Source organism: Variovorax sp. CF313 (assembly GCF_000282635.1).
Classification (GTDB): domain Bacteria; phylum Pseudomonadota; class Gammaproteobacteria; order Burkholderiales; family Burkholderiaceae_C; genus Variovorax.
The window spans coordinates 25,843-43,739 of the sequence record NZ_AKIW01000075.1; the positions used below are offsets into that span (position 1 = coordinate 25,843).

Annotated in this window: 16 protein-coding genes, 1 tRNA gene and 1 pseudogene; 11 read left to right on the top strand and 7 right to left on the bottom strand. The window is 66.6% G+C overall.

Translation table 11 applies throughout. The features are described 5' to 3' along the window. Nucleotides 1-16 precede the first annotated feature (16 nt). The gene (locus tag PMI12_RS18565; protein WP_007835557.1) at nt 17-1,030 is read left to right on the top strand and encodes a class 1 fructose-bisphosphatase; all 1,014 of its coding nucleotides are present in this window, start codon (nt 17-19) and stop codon (nt 1,028-1,030) included. Between the two features lie 25 nt (nt 1,031-1,055). Continuing rightward, nucleotides 1,056-1,131: transfer RNA gene (locus PMI12_RS18570), tRNA-Thr, on the top strand. A 227-nt stretch (nt 1,132-1,358) separates the two neighbouring features. Here PMI12_RS18570 and PMI12_RS18575 read toward each other — a convergent pair. Genes PMI12_RS18575 through PMI12_RS18585 form a run of 3 tightly spaced genes read right to left on the bottom strand, consistent with a single transcriptional unit; the run spans nt 1,359 to nt 5,929 of the window. Continuing rightward, nucleotides 1,359-2,288 carry a phosphotransferase family protein gene (locus tag PMI12_RS18575; RefSeq protein WP_007835558.1) on the bottom strand — a complete coding sequence of 310 codons (930 nt, stop codon included), beginning with the start codon at nt 2,286-2,288 and terminating at the stop codon, nt 1,359-1,361. A 15-nt stretch (nt 2,289-2,303) separates the two neighbouring features. After that, nucleotides 2,304-4,106, bottom strand: a complete 1,803-nt coding sequence (locus tag PMI12_RS18580) for an ABC transporter ATP-binding protein (protein ID WP_007835559.1) — start codon at nt 4,104-4,106, stop codon at nt 2,304-2,306. Next, nucleotides 4,103-5,929: an ABC transporter ATP-binding protein gene (locus PMI12_RS18585; protein WP_007835560.1), complete on the bottom strand. Its 1,827-nt coding sequence runs from the start codon at nt 5,927-5,929 to the stop codon at nt 4,103-4,105. Before PMI12_RS18585 ends, PMI12_RS18580 begins: the two co-directional genes overlap by 4 nt. A 106-nt stretch (nt 5,930-6,035) precedes the next feature. Here PMI12_RS18585 and PMI12_RS18590 point away from each other — a divergent pair, with 106 nt between their 5' ends. From PMI12_RS18590 to PMI12_RS18610, 5 genes are all read left to right on the top strand, one after another. Beyond that, nucleotides 6,036-7,025: a chromate resistance protein ChrB domain-containing protein gene (locus tag PMI12_RS18590; RefSeq protein WP_007835561.1), complete on the top strand. Its 990-nt coding sequence runs from the start codon at nt 6,036-6,038 to the stop codon at nt 7,023-7,025. Then, on the top strand, nt 7,022-8,209 hold the full coding sequence (locus PMI12_RS18595; RefSeq protein ID WP_007835562.1) for a chromate transporter: 1,188 nt from the start codon (nt 7,022-7,024) through the stop codon (nt 8,207-8,209). The genes PMI12_RS18590 and PMI12_RS18595 overlap by 4 nt, the downstream gene beginning before the upstream one ends. 27 nt (nt 8,210-8,236) lie before the next feature. Next, nucleotides 8,237-8,674, top strand: a complete 438-nt coding sequence (locus PMI12_RS18600; protein WP_007835563.1) for a chromate resistance protein ChrB domain-containing protein — start codon at nt 8,237-8,239, stop codon at nt 8,672-8,674. A gap of 169 nt (nt 8,675-8,843) precedes the next feature. Then, complete coding sequence (locus PMI12_RS18605; protein ID WP_007835564.1) at nt 8,844-9,470, top strand: superoxide dismutase; 627 nt, start codon at nt 8,844-8,846, stop codon at nt 9,468-9,470. An 87-nt stretch (nt 9,471-9,557) separates the two neighbouring features. Next, nucleotides 9,558-9,842, top strand: coding sequence for a hypothetical protein (locus tag PMI12_RS18610; RefSeq protein WP_007835565.1), 285 nt, complete (start codon nt 9,558-9,560; stop codon nt 9,840-9,842). A 32-nt stretch (nt 9,843-9,874) separates the two neighbouring features. Here PMI12_RS18610 and PMI12_RS29445 read toward each other — a convergent pair. After that, nucleotides 9,875-10,063: pseudogene (locus PMI12_RS29445) on the bottom strand (TolC family protein); the annotation flags it as partial. Between PMI12_RS29445 and PMI12_RS18615 the strand changes: the two are divergent. Beyond that, the gene (locus tag PMI12_RS18615) at nt 10,026-10,379 is read left to right on the top strand and encodes an AraC family transcriptional regulator (protein ID WP_007835566.1); all 354 of its coding nucleotides are present in this window, start codon (nt 10,026-10,028) and stop codon (nt 10,377-10,379) included. The pseudogene PMI12_RS29445 and the gene PMI12_RS18615 sit on opposite strands and share 38 nt — an antisense overlap. Here the strand turns inward: PMI12_RS18615 and PMI12_RS18620 are convergent. Continuing rightward, complete coding sequence (locus PMI12_RS18620; RefSeq protein ID WP_007835567.1) at nt 10,366-13,974, bottom strand: indolepyruvate ferredoxin oxidoreductase family protein; 3,609 nt, start codon at nt 13,972-13,974, stop codon at nt 10,366-10,368. The genes PMI12_RS18615 and PMI12_RS18620 overlap by 14 nt on opposite strands. Nucleotides 13,975-14,066: 92 nt before the next feature. On the opposite strand from PMI12_RS18620, the gene PMI12_RS18625 reads away from it, so the two are divergent. Further along, the gene (locus PMI12_RS18625) at nt 14,067-14,588 is read left to right on the top strand and encodes an Lrp/AsnC family transcriptional regulator (RefSeq protein WP_007835568.1); all 522 of its coding nucleotides are present in this window, start codon (nt 14,067-14,069) and stop codon (nt 14,586-14,588) included. 38 nt (nt 14,589-14,626) lie between these two features. Here PMI12_RS18625 and PMI12_RS18630 read toward each other — a convergent pair whose 3' ends face one another. Together PMI12_RS18630 and PMI12_RS29625 are read right to left on the bottom strand one after the other, a co-directional pair. Next, nucleotides 14,627-15,829, bottom strand: a complete 1,203-nt coding sequence (locus PMI12_RS18630; RefSeq protein ID WP_007835569.1) for a DUF2252 domain-containing protein — start codon at nt 15,827-15,829, stop codon at nt 14,627-14,629. 88 nt (nt 15,830-15,917) lie between these two features. Continuing rightward, nucleotides 15,918-16,406, bottom strand: coding sequence for a helix-turn-helix transcriptional regulator (locus tag PMI12_RS29625; RefSeq protein WP_007835570.1), 489 nt, complete (start codon nt 16,404-16,406; stop codon nt 15,918-15,920). Between the two features lie 144 nt (nt 16,407-16,550). Between PMI12_RS29625 and PMI12_RS18640 the strand changes: the two genes are divergently transcribed. Then, the gene (locus PMI12_RS18640; RefSeq protein ID WP_007835571.1) at nt 16,551-17,612 is read left to right on the top strand and encodes a class I SAM-dependent methyltransferase; all 1,062 of its coding nucleotides are present in this window, start codon (nt 16,551-16,553) and stop codon (nt 17,610-17,612) included. A gap of 19 nt (nt 17,613-17,631) precedes the next feature. After that, nucleotides 17,632-17,853 (top strand): DUF1059 domain-containing protein, encoded by a 222-nt coding sequence (locus PMI12_RS18645; RefSeq protein ID WP_007835573.1) that lies wholly within the window; start codon nt 17,632-17,634, stop codon nt 17,851-17,853. The last annotated feature ends 44 nt before the right edge of the window (nt 17,854-17,897 follow it).

Below are 17,897 nucleotides of genomic sequence, written 5' to 3' on the forward strand. Positions count from 1 at the left end.
GAACCCCACAAGACACATGGCTCAACAAAAGATTTCCCTCACCCGCTACCTCGTCGAACAACAGCGTGCCGACGGCCTCATCCCCGGCCAGCTGCGCCTGCTGCTCGAAGTGGTCGCGCGCGCCTGCAAGAGCATCAGCCAAGCCGTCAACAAGGGCGCGCTGGGCGGCGTGCTCGGCACCGCCGAGAGCGAGAACGTGCAGGGCGAGATCCAGAAGAAGCTGGACATCATCGCCAACGAAGTGCTCATCGAGGCCAACGAATGGGGCGGTCACCTCGCGGCCATGGCCAGCGAGGAAATGGACAGCATCTACGTGGTGCCCAACCGCTACCCGCAGGGCGAATACCTGCTCATGTTCGACCCGCTCGACGGCAGCAGCAACATCGACGTGAACGTCAGCATCGGCACCATCTTCAGCGTGCTGAAGAAGCCCGACGACCACCCCGGCGTGCAGGAAAGCGACTTTCTGCAGGCCGGCACGCAACAGGTGGCCGCCGGCTACTGCATCTACGGCCCGCAGACCACCCTGGTGCTGACCGTGGGCAACGGCGTGGCCATGTTCACACTCGACCGCGAGCAGGGCAGCTTCGTGCTCACGCAGGAAGACATCCAGATTCCGGCCGACACCAAGGAATTCGCGATCAACATGAGCAACATGCGCCACTGGGACGAGCCCATGAAGCGCTACATCGAAGAGTGCCTGGCCGGCAAGGAAGGCCCGCGCGGCAAGGACTTCAACATGCGCTGGATTGCCAGCATGGTGGCCGACGTGCACCGCATCCTGATGCGCGGCGGCGTCTTCATGTACCCGTGGGACAAGCGCGAGCCCGAAAAGGCCGGCAAGCTGCGCCTGATGTACGAGGCCAACCCGATGAGCTGGCTGGTCGAACAGGCCGGCGGCGCGGCCACCAACGGCAAGCAGCGCATCCTGGATCTGCAGCCCACCAAACTGCACGAGCGGGTGAGCGTGATGTTGGGTTCGCGAAACGAAGTTGAGCGCTTGACCCAGTACCACGCCGAGAAGGCTTGATTTCTTGGCTATAATCTGAGGCTTCGCCGGTGTAGCTCAGTCGGTAGAGCAGCTCATTCGTAATGAGAAGGTCGGGTGTTCGATTCATCTCTCCGGCACCAATTGAAAAGCCCGCTATCCAAAAGGTAGCGGGCTTTTTCGTTATGCGGAATTCAAGCTGGCCACTTCGCGAGTAACTCGCCAACGCGCTCCAGCGAGTGCGAGTTGTAGCCGGCTTGGATCAGTATTTCAGCGACCTGACTCCTTGTCGGTCGAATGCAAAAACGGCCCGCCATCAAAACGATGGCGGGCCTTTTGGTTTGCCGCATCGAGTTCAGCTACGAAGGCGTCAGCGCAACTGCTCGACAAGTTCCTCCAACTCGACGAGCCCTGAAGCGCGGCATTCCGGCTCTTGCGCGATGGCGAGCATGTCGGTGAGCACGCAGGCCACGCGCCATGTCTGATTGAAGCTGTCGCTCATCTTCGCCTCGCTGCAGTACCCGGTGTGAACTGCAGCCCGATCGATGGGCCGAGGCCATCGGCGCAGATCGAGCGCCGGGTGGCTGAAATACGCGTCGCCGAAGTCGATGATGCCAGTCAACTGCCCGGTCTGCGGATCGACGAAGACGTGCTCGGGGCCGGGATTGCTGTGCAAGGCCACCCAGGCGTCTGCATCGGGCAATGCGCACACCGCGAAACGCGCCAACTGCAACGGGTCGAGTGCGAACGGCCAAGGCTGGGCCGCTCGCGCCACAGCTGCGACGGCGTCGTCGAAGAGGCGACCGAACCGTGTGCGAACGTCGGCCGCCGTGTGGTCGCCAGGAATCAGGCGCGCCTCGAACAGAGGACGCTGAGGGATTGCGTGAATGCGCCCCAGCATGCGCCCCAGGTCAACCAGCGCATGCCGGCGGAGGTCACCGTCGAGCCTTGCCGAGTGCATCGGCACGCCGGGCATGCGCGTCATCAGGGTGTACTCGATCCCGGGTTCGGCGACGCCCCCACCGAGGACCCGTGGAACGCGTACGCCCTCCAGGCCTGCCAACTGCTCCAACAGGAAACGCTCCTTGCCCAGGCTCGTTCGTGGGCGCAGCTGTTGTGGTCGCTGAACCTTCAGGATCAGGTCGTCGTCGACCGCATAGGTGCGCGCCTCGCCACCGCTCTCGTCGACGGCCCTGACGGCCTTCGCGCCCGCTGCATGCAGGCGCACGATCGCGAGCACCGCGTCGGGCTCAAGCACCGGGTCGGTCGCGTCGGGTTGTATGTAGAAGTCCTTGCCCATGTCTGTCCTCCAACGTCAACGTTGATGCCAATCCCAGCCTGCCATCTCCATGGCCAGCAGCGCGGCGAAGCGCCCCTGGCACCGGATCAGCTCGTCCGGCGCCCCTTGTTCGAGGATGCGGCCGTCCTCGATCACGATGACGCGATCGGCCTCCCGCGCCGTTGACAGCCGATGCGCCACGATCAGAACGGCACGGGACGAGTCGTGCGCGTCGCGGCGCAGCGCGGCGCGGAACGCGGCGTCGCTGGCGTGGTCGATCGCGGCTGTCGCTTCGTCGAGCAGCAGCACGCGAGGCTGGCGCACCAGCGCGCGCGTTAGCGCGAGCAATTGCCGTTGGCCCGCGGACAACGCGGCGCCGGCCTCACCCGCGTCCAGGGACGTGTCGTAGCCCTGCGACAGTGCCTGGATGAACCCATGCGCGCCCGTTGCCTTGGCTGCAGCTTCGCAAGCAGTCCGGGTCACGAGGACGTCGCCCATCCTGAGGTTGTCGAGCACGCTGCCGCTGAACAGCTGCAGCGTCTGCGGCACGACGCCCAGGCTCTGACGGCGTTCCTCGTCCGTCATGGCGCGAGGATCCGCGCCCGCCACTCGAATTTCACCGGACCAGGGCGCATACAAGCCGCCGGCGAGGTGCATCAGGCTGCTCTTGCCGGCGCCGGTGCGCCCGACCAGCGCGACGTGCTCGCCTGCGCGAACGCTCAAGGAGACGCCTTTCAGTACGGGGCGATCCGCGACGTAGCCAAAGATCACATCCTTCAATTGGATCAACGGTTCCGGTTCGCTCCTTGCTCGTTGCACGGAATGGACGGCCGGTGTTTCCTCGACCGGCAGCGCCAAGACCTGGAACACGCGCTCAGCCCCGGACAGCGCGCTCTGCACGGTCTGCCATTCCTCGCCCAGCGTCGTTATCGGCGCGAAGAAGCGGCGGAACAGCAGCACGAAGGCCGTGAGCGTACCGATGGAGACACCCCAGCCCGCCAGCGCGCCCTCGGCGCCTGCCCACAGCAGGCCGCAGACGATCAGCGACGCCAGGATGGCCATCAGCGGCGTGTAGATCGCCGAATAGCGTGTGGCCGCAAGATAGGCGTATTGCGTGGCCTGCAGGGCGCCACGAAAGCGGTGCTCGAAGAATCCTGTTCGTCCGAAAGCACGAATGACCTCCGCGCCACCGAGGGTCTCCACGAGTGCCGTGTTGACGCTTCCCACGGCCGCCCGGCTGGCCCGTTCAGCGGCCAAAACCCGCAGCTGGAACCAGCGCGTGAACCACAGCAGGGGCGGTACGGCCAGTGCGCAGAGCAGTGTCAGCGCGGGACTGAGCACGAGCATGGTCACCGTGATCGTGACCAGTCGCACGAGGTCGGCGACAAGGCTCGCGATGCCCGATGAGAACAGGCGGTCGATGGTGTCGATGTCGGCGGTGCAGCGACTGACGGTGTCGCCCAACGGGGTCGTGTCGAAGTAGCGCGCAGGCAGCCGTTGCAGATGGCCAAACAGGCGCGCACGCAGGTCGCGCAATGCCCGCTGGGCCGCGATCGCGGTGCCGTATGCGGACGCGAAGCCCAACGCCTGCTGCGCGGCCACGACCAGCAGGTAGAGCACGCCCAGCAGCACCAGGCCGTCGCCACGGCCCACGGCCAAGTGGGCGTCCACGGCCTGCCGCACCAGGAGCGGCGGCAGCACCTCCAGCGCCGCACCGGCGAGCACGCTGGCTGCGATGGCCACGAGCAGGCGTCTTTGCGGCGCCAGCAGCGAGCCCACCTGGGCGGTCGTGAGTCCTTGGCGTGCTGCTGGTGCCTGCGGTGACTGTGTTGCCGTCATGCCTCCTCCGGCTGCGTCATCGCGGCCTGCGCCGCGTAGATCCGCGCATACAGCCCGCCTGCCATCATCAGCTGTTCGTGCGAGCCTCGTTCGACGATGCGTCCTCCATCCAGCACGACGACGAGATCCGCCTGCGGGAAGGCCGCCAGCCGGTGCGAACACAGGACGATGGTGGCCTGTCGCGCGGCCGGCGCCCCGCGACCGAACGCCGAGCGCAGGCCGGCAATGATCTGCGCTTCCGTCGCGACGTCGACCGCCGAGAACGGATCGTCCAGCACCAGCAGCCGAGGGTCCGCCGCCGCCGCGCGCGCCAGCGCGACGCGCTGGCGCTGCCCGCCGGAAATGCGGATGCCGCGCTCGCCGATCTCGGCATCGACGCCGTGCTCGAAGCCCGCCACGTCCTTGGCAAGCGCGGCGATTTCCAGGGCGCTCATCGTGGCGAGGTCGGACTGCTCACGTCCCATGGTGATGTTCTCGCGCACCGTACCCGAGAACAGGAAGGGCTCCTGCGGCAGGTAACCGATGTCACCGCGATGTCGTGCAGGCGTGTCGCCGTCAAGGCAGACGGCACCGCCGGCGAGCGGGTACAGGCCCAGCAGAACCTTCGCCAGCGCACTCTTGCCCGAGCCGACCGGCCCGGTCACCGCCACGAACGCGCCTGCCGAAATCTCAAGTGAGACCTGGTTCAGCGCAGTGACGGCGGCGTCGGCGTTGCCGTGAGAGAAGCTCACGTTGCGCAGGGATACGGCAAGCCCTCGTTCGACCCGTGACGCCGGTTGGGTGAGGGTCGAGCGCGGCGTCGTTCCGGCCAGGTAGCCGGCGCGAAACGACGCGAACCGATGCTCGCCGCGAGCAGGCAGGGCCGCAGCGAGCAGGGGGGCGAGCCGCGCGTAGGCTGCGCCGCCTGCTTGCACCGAGTTCAACAGCTGCGGCACCCGAAATCCGCGCCCGGTGAAGCGCAGGAAAAGGTCCAGATAAGTCACGAACGCCCCCAGCGTCCACGCGCCTGCGATGACCTTTTCGCCGCCTTGCCACAGCACCAGCACGATGCCGGCCGCCATCAGCGTGGTGTAGACCGCGGGCAGGCCGGCGCGGGGCCGCGCCGCCGCGAGATTCGTGTGCGCCTGTGCATCTGCGAGCCGCTCGATGCGCGCCTGTGCAGCCCGCTTCATCCCCAGTAGCCTTGCGACGCGGATGCCGGACAGTTGCTCTTGCAGTCCCGCGGTCAACGCGCCGTTGGCTTGTCGAGCCGCCGTCGTGCGTCGGTGGATAAAGCGTCCGGCGGCCCAGGCCAGCACCATCGCGAAGGGCACGGGAATCAGCGCGCGCAGGGTCAACGACCCGTCCAGCACCAGCATGGCGACGAAGAACGACATCAAGAACAGGAGCGTGTCCCAGGTCTCGACGATCACCTCGCGGATGCCGACGCCCAGCACCTCGACGTCACCGATGACGCGCGCCATGGTGTCGCCCACGGGCGTGGCGGTCAGCTTTGCCATCGGCCAGGCGAGCACCCCGCGCAGGGCATCCGCGCGCAGATTGGCGCGGATGCGCGCGTTGGCCGTCATCAACCACCAACGTTTGCCCAGCCGCGGCAGTTCTGTGGCCAGGGTTGCGGCGGCGAACAGCGCGACGGCCTGCAGCAGTGTCGCGCGCGTCACCTGGCCCTGCGCGAAGTGCGTCGCGGCGTCGATCGCGCGCCCGAGGCACACAGCCGGCAGGACCACGGCCGTGTTCATGACGATGCCTGCCAGGGAGCCGAGGACAAGCTGCCCGGCGGTCTGCCGGTAGTAGGGACGCAGTTTCCAGAGGTAGTGCGCCATGTCAGTCGCCTGCGTGCATGTCATGCGGTCGCAGACGGACGATCACGGACCGGGCTTCCTCATACTTTCTTTGTAGAGATAAAGACATGAATGTATTATTCGCTACATGACTCCGTCTGATGCTACCGCCGACACCCGCGAATGGTTATTGCTGATCGTTTCGTTGCCCACCCAGGGCGCCACGGCGCGCATGCGCATCTGGCGAGCCCTCAAAGCCATGGGGTGCGCAGCCTTGCGCGACGGCGCTTATCTGCTGCCGGGCACCTCGATGCACCGGGACGCCCTGCAGGAACTGGCCGATGAATGCACGCGCGAAGGCGGCAGCGCCTGGCTCATGGCGATCGCACCGGCGAATCCGGCCGATGCTGGTGCCTACCCGCAGCTCTTCGACCGCAGCGCGGACTACGCGACATTGACCAAGCTCTGGAAAGAGACCGCGGCAACCCTGTCGTCGCTGGGCGTCGCAGAACTCACGCGCCTGCAGAAGAAGCTGCGCCGCGACTACGAAGCGCTCCTTGCAACCGACTTCTTCCCTGGTGAAGCGAGCCTCGAAGCCGAAGCGGCCTGGACAGATTTCAACCAGCGGGTCGATCGCGTGCTCTCGCCCGACGAGCCGCACGAATCAGAAGGACAGATCCCGCGCCTGGACATCGCGGACTACCAGGGCCGTGTGTGGGCGACGCGTCGGCGCCTGTGGGTCGATCGGGTGGCCAGCGCCTGGTTGATTCGCCGCTTCATCGATCCGGGCGCGCAGTTCGTCTGGCTCGCCAAGACGAGCGACTGCCCGCGCAAGGCGCTGGGCTTCGACTTCGACGGGGCCGCCTTCACCCACGTCGGGGAACGAGTCACCTTCGAAACCCTGATGGCGAGCTTTGGGCTTGAAGAAGACGCGGCCCTCATGCGCATGGGAGCGATGGTGCGTTCGCTGGACATGGGCGCCAACCCCGTAGCAGAAGGTGCCGGCTTCGAAGCAATTCTCGCCGGCGCACGCGAGCGTCTGCCGCATGACGATGCCTTGCTCACCGAGATCGGTAGCGTGCTGGATTCGCTGTATGCGCACTTCGGGCGCGAAGGCGTGAAGAGGACATCGACATGAACGACATCACCTCGAAAGACATGGCCAGCGCCCCCGCCTCGACGCGCTACACCCTCTGGCAGCTCGTGCGCTACATGCTCGCCCTGGGCACCTGGGGATTCGGCGGTCCGGTGGCGCTCGCGGGCTACATGTACCGGGACCTGGTCGAGCGGCGCGGGTGGATTTCGGAGAGCGACTACAAGGAAGGACTGGCACTGGCTCAGCTGATGCCGGGCCCGCTGGCGGCGCAGCTTGCCATCTACCTGGGCTACGTCCATCACCGAGTGATTGGCGCAACGGTTGCCGGCCTGGCCTTCGTGCTGCCTTCGTTCTTCATGGTCGTTGCCCTGGGTGCCGCATATGTCGCCTACGGCGGTATCGGCTGGATGCAGGCGGTTTTCTACGGTGTTGGCGCAGCGGTGATCGGCATCATTGCGATGAGCGCCTACAAGCTCACGACCAAGAACATCGGCAAGGACAAGCTGCTGTGGGCGATCTTCCTGCTCAGCGCGGCAGTCACGGTGATCACGAAGTCCGAGGTCGTCTGGGTGTTTCTCGGCGCTGGCGTGCTGGTGTGGCTGTGGCGCGCGCCGCCGAAGTTCGGCCGCAACCTCAACAGCTTCGCAGCGCCCATCGCGGCCTGGTTCGCACTCGACACGATCGACTGGCACAAGCTGGGGCAGATCGGCGCGTACTTCGCCTACGCCGGCACCTTCGTCTTCGGCAGCGGACTGGCAATCGTGCCGTTCCTCTATGGCGGGGTCGTGAAGGAGTACGCCTGGCTGACCGATCGCCAGTTCGTCGATGCGGTCGCGGTGGCGATGATCACGCCCGGCCCGGTGGTCATCACCACGGGCTTCATCGGGTACCTGGTCGGCGGCTTCTGGGGTGCGGTGGTGGCGGCCATCGCGACTTTCGTTCCCTGCTATCTGTTCACGGTCCTGCCGGCGCCGTATTTCAAGAAGTACGGCAAGCGGCCCGCCATCGTCGCGTTTGTCGATGGCGTGACGGCCGCGGCCATCGGCGCGATCACGGGGGCCGTGATCGTCATCGGGCAACGCTCGATCACCGACTGGGTCTCCGCGGCGCTGGCTCTCGTCACGATGGCGGTGCTGTGGCGCTTCAAGAAGTTTCCCGAGCCGGTCATCGTGCTGATCGCTGCGCTGGCCGGACTCGTTCTGTATCCCTTGCTCGGTCACCACTGATTCGTCCACGCCTGCAGGAGGTCTCGCATGAAATGGGTTACCCGTGAACATCCGAAGATCGATCGCATCGCCTGCCCGTGGCTGATCGCGCGCTTCATCGACGACGAGACCGAGTTCCTCTACGTGCCCAACGACCAGGTGCGCAAGGTCGCGGACGAGACCGGTGCCGTGCCCTACGACGTTCCCGGCGTCGAGATGACCCATGTGGGCGAGCTCTGCAGCTTCGACGCGTTCCTCAAGAAGCATCGGCTCGATGACCCGGCATTGCAGCACCTGGCCGTCATCGTGCGGGGTGCCGACACCTCACGCCTGGACCTGACGCCCGAGTCGGCCGGGCTCTACGCCATTTCGCAAGGACTGTCCCGGAACTTTGCGAACGATCACGAGATGCTGCGGCACGGTCTCGTGATGTACGACGCTCTGTATGCCTGGTGCCAGTCGCGCCAGGCCCAGGCGAAAACGTGACCGACGGCTAGCAACCACCCTTGAGCATGCGCTCCGAAGCGAGGACCAGATGAACCACGAATCGAACCCCACGCGCAGAGACTTCGTCGCAACTGCAGCAGCAGGCGCTGGATCTCTTGCGCTGTCCACCGCCGCCTCGGCTGCAACCGATCCTTCGAAGGAGACCCCCATGACCAGCGCACCAGCCTTCCAGAGCAGCGGCACCCTCAAGCCCTTGCCGTTCGACCCCACCAAGCTCAACAGCATGTCGGAGCGGCTGATCCGCTCGCACTGGGAGAACAACTATGGCGGCTCGGTGAAAGCACTGGCCGTGGTGAAGAAGCGCCTGGGCGAAGCGCTGGCCGACAAGGAACTGCCGCCTTATGTCTACAACGATCTCAAGCGCGAGCATCCGCTGCGCACCGGCTCGGTCGTGCTGCATGAGCAGTACTTCGACAACCTCGGCGGCAGCGGCCAGGCCGGCGCGAGCGAGCGTCAGGTGATTGCAAAATCATTCGGCAGCTTCGATGTCTGGGAGACGGAGTTCCGCCGCATCGCCGCAGGCCTGAGTGGTGGATCAGGCTGGGTGGTGCTGGGCTTCAACCAGCACACGCGGCAGCTCGAGAACTACTGGATGGCAGACCACGCGCACGGGCCAGCAGCCACCACGCCGATCCTGGCGATGGACATGTACGAGCACGCCTACCAGATGGACTTTGGTGCTGCGGCCGCAAAGTACATCGACGCCTTTTTCCAAAACGTCCAGTGGGAGAAGGTTGCAGAGCGACTCGCGGTCAGCGGCGCGACGAAGGCGTGAGGCGATCGTGAAGCGAAGCTTCTTGCTCGCTGCGACTCTCCTCGCAGCGGGAGCTCCTCTCGCGCAGACTCTGCGCTTCGATACAACGTGGCGCGGGCCAATGCGCTGGAGAACAATGTCTCGCTGTACTGGACCGAAGGCGGTGCGCGGAAAATGCTGAAGTATGGCGACGTGCCAGTGCCCGCAGGCGCGTGGCATACGTTGCGTGTGGAGTTCAAGGGGACCCGCATCTTGGTGTTGCTCGATGGCAAAACGGCCATTGACGTCGAGGACACCCACATCGCAGGTCCCGACGCGGTGGGTGTATGGACCAAGGCTGACAGCGTCACCGCTTTCGACGACTTCAGTTTTGGGACGGCCCCGAAGCCCTGATGGTCTGACAAAGGGTCGTATACGGACGGTACCTATCGGGTTGCAGTCGCGTCGGGTCCGCTTGGTTGCCTGCCACCCCCCAGTGCCTTGAAGGCTGTGACCGCGGCGCGCACCGATTCGGTTTGCGCCTGGGCTCTTGCATCGGAATCGCGCAGCAGGTTCTCGTCTGCCTGCAGCACTTCAATGAAGCTGACGACGATCGACGAAATCGCCGCGAAGGTCGGGCTGTCGCGCGCGCACTTTTTCGCGCTGTTCCGCGACCAGTTACACACGACACCGCAGGTGTTCTGGAGCGGCGTGCGCGTCGAAGAAGCGATGCGCAGGGACAGCGATGGCGGGAAGCTGACCGACCTCGCACTCGACCTGAGTTTTCGGCTCCGGGGAATTTCTCGCGTTTCTTCAAAGAGCGCACGGGAATTTCCCATTCAATCTTCAAGCGAGCCACCCGTGCACCGTCGCCCGTCACTGTCACGGGAATACCGCAAGAAGGTCAGCCCATTCGACAAGCTCATCAATGCGGCTTCTATCGCGCGCTAGCCACGATCGCAATCCCCCGAATCTGCCCTGCCCCCGGCGCACGCTCCGGCTTCGCATAGTGCGCCGGCGCAAACCGGTGCAGCAGTTCCGCCTCCTGCACTTTCGCGGCTTCGAGGTTCGCGAGCTTGACGTGGCCGAAGCCGCGAATCGACAGCGGCAGTGCCGCGATGCGCGCGGCCGTTGCCTGGTTGCCGGCCGAGAGTTCGCCGGCCATCGCATCGAACAGCCCGTCGAAATGCGCGATCAGCTCGCGCTCCGTCCGCCGTTCGCCGGTGCGGCCGAAGGGATCGAACGCCGTGCCCCGCAACCGCTTGCCATGCGCCAGCCAGCGCATGGCGGGCAGCATCCAGCCACCGATGCGGATCTTGGCGGGCGCATGCCCGTTCGCGGCACGCGAGACCAGCGGGGGCGCCATGTGGAATTCGAGCTTCAGGTCGCCTTCGAACTGCTCCGACAGCTTCTTCACGAACTCTCCGTCGGCGTAGAGCCGCGCCACCTCGTACTCGTCCTTGTAGCTCATGAGCTTGAGCAGGCTGCGCGCCGCGTTGCGCGTGAAGGGCAGGCTCGCATCGCCCCCCGCCAGCGCAGCTTCGCGTGCACGCAGGCTGCGGATGCGCGCTTCGAAACGGTCTGCCCATGCGGCGTTCTGGTAGCCCGTCAGGTGGCGGCGTGCATCGGCGATCAGCACGTCGAGCGGGCGCTCGTCGGCCTGCGAAGCGTGTGCGTCCGTAGGCGCTGCGCGCGACTGATCGAGCGCCGCAGGGTCGCCCGCCGCAAGCCGCCCCAGCGAGAACGCCGACTGATTGGCCGCCACGGCCACGCCGTTCAGCTCGATCGCATGCATCAGCGCCTCCAGGCTCAGCGGCACCAGGCCGCGCTGCCATGCATAGCCCGCCGCCACGATGTTCGCCGCCAGCGTATCGCCGAGGAATTCTTCCGCGAGGCTTTGCGCGTCGAAGGTCTCGACCTGCTCCTCTCCGGCGACGAAGCGCATCTTCTCCAGCAGCAGGTCCACGTGCAGATCGGCATCGGGGTTGCGCAGCGACTCGGCCACCGGAATCTCGTGGATGTTCGCAAGCACGCGCGTGCGTCCGTGCCGCACAGTCTGCAGCGCATCGGCCGACGCACCCACCACCGCGTCGCAGGCGAGGATCGCGTCGGCCTGCTGCGTGTCGATGCGCACCTGGTGCAGCCGCTCGCGCGAATCGGCCAGCCGCACGAAGCTCAGCACCGAGCCGCCCTTCTGCGCGAAGCCCATGAAGTCGAGCACGCTCGCGGCCTTGCCTTCGAGGTGCGCGGCCATCGCGATCACCGAGCCGACGGTCACCACGCCGGTGCCGCCCACGCCGGTCACGAGCAGGTCGTAGGGCGCGGTCCACACGTGCGCATCAGGGTGCGGTAGTGCGGCCACGCGATGCAGGAAGGCGTCGCGCCCGGCGGCCAGCGCGCCGCTCTTGCGGCGCAGCTTGCCGCCCGTCACGCCCACGAAGCTGGGGCAGAAGCCCTTGGCGCAGGAATAGTCCTTGTTGCAGCTGGTCTGGTCGATCTTGCGCTTGCGGCCCATCGGCGTTTCGTGCGGCAGCACGGCCACGCAGTTGCTCTGCACGGCGCAGTCGCCGCAGCCTTCGCAAACGGCTTCGTTGATGAACAGGCGCTTGGGTGGATCGGCGAGCTCGCCCTTCTTGCGGCGGCGGCGCTTCTCGGCCGCGCAGGTCTGTTCGTAGATGAGCACGGTCACGCCGGCCATTTCGCGCAGCCGGCGCTGCACGTCGTCGAGCGCGGCACGGTCGTGGAACTCGGTGCCTTTCGGAAAGCGGTCCTTGATGTCGTCGTACTTGCCGATGGCGTCGCTGACAACGACGACCTTGCTCACGCCTTCGGATTCGACCTGCCGCGCAATGGCGTCCACGCTGATCGCGCCGTCGACAGGCTGGCCACCGGTCATCGCCACCGCGTCGTTGAACAGGATCTTGTAGGTGAGCGTCGCCTTGGCCGCCACGGCCTGCCGGATCGCGAGATAGCCCGAGTGGTAGTAAGTGCCGTCGCCCAGGTTCTGGAACACGTGAGGCGTCTTCGTGAACATCGCGTGCGAGATCCAGTCGACGCCCTCCCCGCCCATCTGGATCAGCCCCGCCGTACTGCGGTCCATCCAGTTGGCCATGAAGTGGCAGCCGATGCCGGCGCGCGCGGTCGAGCCTTCGGGGACCTTGGTGCTGGTGTTGTGCGGGCAGCCGGCGCAGAAGTACGGCACACGTTTGACGGCGTCGCTCGCGTTGCCAAGCAGCTCGGGCGGCGTGAAGTCGCGCACGTGCTGCAGGTGGTCGCCCAGGTCGTGGTTGTCGGGGAAGTGCACGGCCAGCCAGTGCGCGACCAGTTCGATGAGCCGCGAGGGGCGCAGCTCGCCGAGCGCCGACACCAGCGGCTGGCCCTCGCGGTCGTGCTTGCCCACGAGCACGGGCCGGGCATCCGCAGGCGCGTTGTAGAAGATGTCGCGCAGCTGCGTCTCGACGACCGCGCCCTTCTCCTCGACGATGAGGATTTCGTCGAGCCCTTGCGCAAAGGCCTTGATGCGCGTCTGCTCGACGGGAAAGCTCAGGCCGATCTTGTAGAGCCGCACACCGGCGCGGGCCAGTTGCTCCGGCGAGAGTTCGAGCCGGCGCAGCACTTCCATCAGATCGTGGTGCGCCTTGCCGCATGTGACGATGCCCACCTTCGCGCGCTCGCTCACGATCACGTGGCGGTCGATGCTGTTGCGCCACGTGAAGGCGGCCACGGCCGCGAGCTTGTCTTCGAGCCGCGACTCGATGCGCAGCGAAGGCAGGTCGGGCCAGCGGTAGTGCAGGCCGTCCGCTGGCGCGCGATGGCCGGTGGCGGCGCGCACGGTGTCGGCGTCTTCCCAGGCCTCGACGCGCGCGTTGACCACGTCCAGGTCCACGGTGCCTGCGCTTTCGACCACCTCCGACAACGCCGCCATGCCGACCCAGGCGCCCGAGTAGCGCGACAGCTCGTAGCCGTACAGCCCGAACTCCAGGTACTCGGCGATGCACGAGGGCTGCATCACCGGCATCCGCCAGGCCATGAAGGCGTGGTCGCTCTGGTGCGGCATCGACGACGACACGCAGCCGTGGTCGTCGCCCGCCACCACCAGCACGCCGCCATGCGGCGACGAGCCGTACGCGTTGCCGTGCTTGAGCGCGTCGCCCGCGCGGTCAACGCCCGGCCCCTTGCCGTACCACATGGCGAACACGCCTTCGACGGTGCGCTCGGGGTCGGACTCGACGCGCTGCGTGCCCAGCACCTGCGTGGCCGCCAGCTCCTCATTGACGGCCGGCACGAAGCGGATGCCCGTTTCCTTGAACCGTTCGCCGGCCTTCCAGATCGCCAGGTCGACCATGCCCAGCGGCGAGCCGCGGTAGCCGCTGACGAAGCCCTGTGTGTGCAGGCCGCGCTGCGCATCGCGCCGGCCCTGCATCACCAGCACGCGGATCAGTGCCTGCGTGCCGGTGAGGAAGACCGAGCCCGAAGGGGCCCAGAGGTTGTCGGAAAGCTGGTAGCCGGGCCGCCTGAGTGCGGTCGCGTTGTGTGGGGCGTTCATGCCCGGAATTGTTCTGCGGCACCCCGCGGAAGTGCTTCTTCAATACACTGGCGCCAACCCTTGTTTGAAGAATAATCTTCTCGGAGTTCGCCATGAACGTCGATTCTCTTTCTCTTGACGAGCATTGCCTCAAGATTCTTTCTGCACTGCAGCATGACGGCCGCCAGACGGTGCAGCAGATTTCCGAGGCCGTGGGCCTGTCGCCCACGCCCTGCTGGAAGCGCATCAAGGACATGGAGGCGGCCGGCGTCATCCGCGGCTACACGGCGCTGGTCGATCCCGAACTGGTGGGCCTGCACGTGTCGGCCGTGGCCGAGGTGAACCTCGACCGCCACAGCGAGGCGATGGTGCAGCGCTTCGAGGAGGCGGTGGCCGCGAGCCCGCAGATCATCCGCTGCGTGTCGGCGACGGGGCCCGCGGACTACATCCTGAACGTGACCGTGCCGGACATGAAGCACTACGAGCGCTTCCTGCACGAGGTGCTGTTCAGCCTGCCCGGCGTGACGCACGTGCGCTCGAGCATCGTGCTGCGCGAGATCAAGTCGGAGACGGCGCTGCCGCTCGACCACCTGCTGCCTGGCAAGGCGCGCGCCGCTGGGTCGCGGCGAAGCTAGGACTGCATGAACGGCTTGACGCAGCCCGGCGGGGAAGGCTACGCCATCTTCCCCGCGTCATGAGCCTGGCAGTAGGCCCTCCAGTCGTTCTCGACTTGCGCTGCGCACTGGTGCGCAGCGTCCAGCAGGTCGCGGCGCCACGACCTGGCCGAGGTGCCGAAGTCGATCAGCTCGTCTGCGATGGCCGAGCCCTGGCGCCCCGAACTGCGCAGGTGCGCCCAGGCCATGAGTTGCCCCATCTCTTCGATCACGCCGCTGACCTGGCCCAGTCCGGTGCGGCGCACGTCGAGGCTCACCCGGTCCTCGCTGGGCTGCAGGTCGCGCAGCACGTAGGAAGACTTGCCATCGACGATCGGATGCAGGAAGGCCATCGACACAGCCTGCATGCGGCGTTGGATTGCCACCACGCGATGCGCCTGCGACGGCCATGCGGGCTGCCTGATCTTCAGGTGCGGCACGAGCGACGACGACGTTGCCTGCTTCAGGTCGAGCAGGTAGTTGCCGTCGGGCGAGCCCTTGCCTTCGACCAGGACGACGTAGCGCTCCATTCCCAGGCTGCCGGTGCCGGCGATGCGCCGCGCCACGTCGAGCACCCTGAAGAAGCCCGGGTTGTCCTGCGATGCCGCAAATGCGTCGATCAGCCTGGCCGCTCGCTCGCGCCCGGCCCTGTCGGCCCGCAGCGCGTGCTCGCCGTCGCGGCGAATGCGCCGGCCGCCGTTCTTGCGTTCGGTGCGCTTGTCGAGAAAGGCGGCGCGCGTGCGGGCCTTGAGCGTCGCGAGCAGTTCATGAACGAGGCCGCTGGCGGTGTCGCGCTCCACCCAGCGGGCTTTGCCGAGCGCCAATGCACCGGCGTAGCCTTCGAGAAACACCTTGCACAGCGCGTTCGAATCGTCGGGCGTTGCGCGCAGGCTGCCGCCGGCCACCAGGATGCTCGACAGGAAGCGCACCAGCTCCCACGTCACGGGCGCCAAGGCGGCCTCGTCGAAGTCGTTGAGATCGAAATAGGCGAGCCGGTTGTCGCCCTTGTAGCTGCCGAAGTTCTCCAGATGGGCATCGCCGCACAGCCAGGCCGCCGGCGCCTTGGTGAACAGCGCATCGGCCGGCAGGCGGTCGTAGAACAGGTGGCAGGTGCCGCGCAGGAAGACGAAGGGGTTGGCGCGCAGGTTGGCGTACTTCATCACCAGGCGCTCGGGATCGCGCCCGGCGTTGAAGCTGCGGATGGTCTTGGCGACGTTCAGCATGGCGTTGTTCGTTTCCCGCTTGAATGAGCGGCAGATTCTCGGCCAACGCGTGCCGATACCCGGCTTTGCTTGCCGGGCGCGCTTTTTTTCAGGGCATGTCGGGCCCGCCCATGCCGAGCGAGCGCAGCACGGCCGCCGTGCGCGTCTCGACGCCCAGCTTCACGTAGACGTGCTCCAGGTGCTTGTGCACGGTGCGCGGGCTGATCGCGAGCAGGGCGGCGATCTCGGCGTCGGTCTTGCCGCGCGAGAGCCAGTGCATGACCTCGCCCTCGCGGGGCGTGAGGCCGGGGGGCGGTGCGTTCATGGCCGGCGCATCGGGCAACGGCGCCTCGGTGCGGCGGGCCAGCCGGTAAAGCAAGGCCACCGCCACCGCATGCTCCAGCCCCACGCGCCGGCAGTAGTCGGCCTGCAGTTCGGCTTGGCGAAATTCGCGCCGGCCCGGTGCCTTGGCGACGTGCAGGGTCGTGCGCAAGCCATTGCTGGCGGCCTCGCGATGCCGCACGGGCGAATGCCCGGACTCGAGCTGCTCCAGCAGGCGAAGTGCGCTTGCGCAATCGTTGCGCGTCAGGTGCGTCATGGCATGCCCCTTTCACGGCACATACGCATTGCTGCGTATGGCGCCTGCATGCATCGAGACGCAGGATGCTCGCAGGCCCTTGCCGCCGATTCAGTATAGGCAGGCAAGCGCCGCGTATGCCGCCGGCCGGCGAAGGGGATACACATGGCTATCGACGAAACACGGCTTAACGCGTTCATGGGTAACTTCGTCCACGACATCGGTGCCGTGATGCACGCGGCCACCATCGTCGTCGGCGACCAGTTGGGCCTGTACAAGGCGCTGGCCGAAGGCCCCGCCACCGCCGAGGCGCTGGCCCGCCGCACCGAGACCGACCCGCGCTACCTGCGCGAATGGCTCTCGGCCCAGGCCGCCAGCGGCTATGTGCAGTACGAACCGAAGGGCGAGTTGTTCTCGCTGTCCGAGGAGCAGGCCTTCGCGCTCGCGGAGGAAGGCAGCCCCGCCTTCGTGCCCGGCGCCTTCCAGATCGCAGTGGCGCAGTTCAAGGCCATTCCCAAGATGGTCCAGGCCATGCGCACGGGCCTGGGCATCGGCTGGCACGAGCATGACCCCGCCCTCTTCAACGGCACCGAGCGTTTCTTCCGGCCCGGCTATGCGGCCAACCTCGTGAGCCAGTGGATTCCGGCGCTCGAAGGTGTCGGTCCGCTGCTGGAGCGCGGCGCGCGCGTGGCCGATGTGGGCTGTGGGCACGGCGCCTCGACGCTGCTGATGGCACAGGCCTATCCGGAGTCCAGCTTCGTCGGCTTCGACTACCACGCGCCTTCGATCGAACGCGCGCGCGAAACGGCGCGCAAGGCCGGCATCGACGATGCGAAGCGCCTGCGCTTCGAGGTCGCGAGCGCGAAGGACTTTCCCGGCGAAGACTACGACCTGGTGGCGTTCTTCGACTGCCTGCACGACATGGGCGATCCCGTCGGCGCAGCGGCTCACGTGCGGCGAAGCCTCAAGCCGCAGGGTACGTGGATGCTCGTGGAGCCGTTCGCCAACGACCGGCTGGAGGACAACATCAACCCCGTGGGGCGCGTGTTCTATTCGGCGTCGAACTTCATCTGCACGCCGGCCTCGCGCTCGCAGGAGGTGGGCCTTTGCCTCGGTGCGCAGGCGGGCGAGGCGCGCCTTCGCGACGTCGTCACGCAGGGCGGATTCACGCATTTCCGCCGCGCCAGCGAGACGCCCTTCAACCTGATTTTCGAAGCACGTCCGTGAGGACATTCCAGGAGCTGCCATGTCACGCCAATACATCGACTGCCGCGAGTATCCGAGCACGATGAACTGCAGTGTCGCGCTGTCCGCAGACAGCGAGAGCGAACTGCTCGATGCCGCCGTCCAACACGCCGTGGCCGTCCACGGCCACACCGACACACCCGAATTGCGCAAGCAACTGGCGAGCATGTTCAAGACCGGCACGCCGCCGGTGCAGGCGCCCGCACAGAAGGCTCCCGCCTGAGACGATCCTGCGCGGATCCGAGCGCCGTTTCGCACGGCGATGAA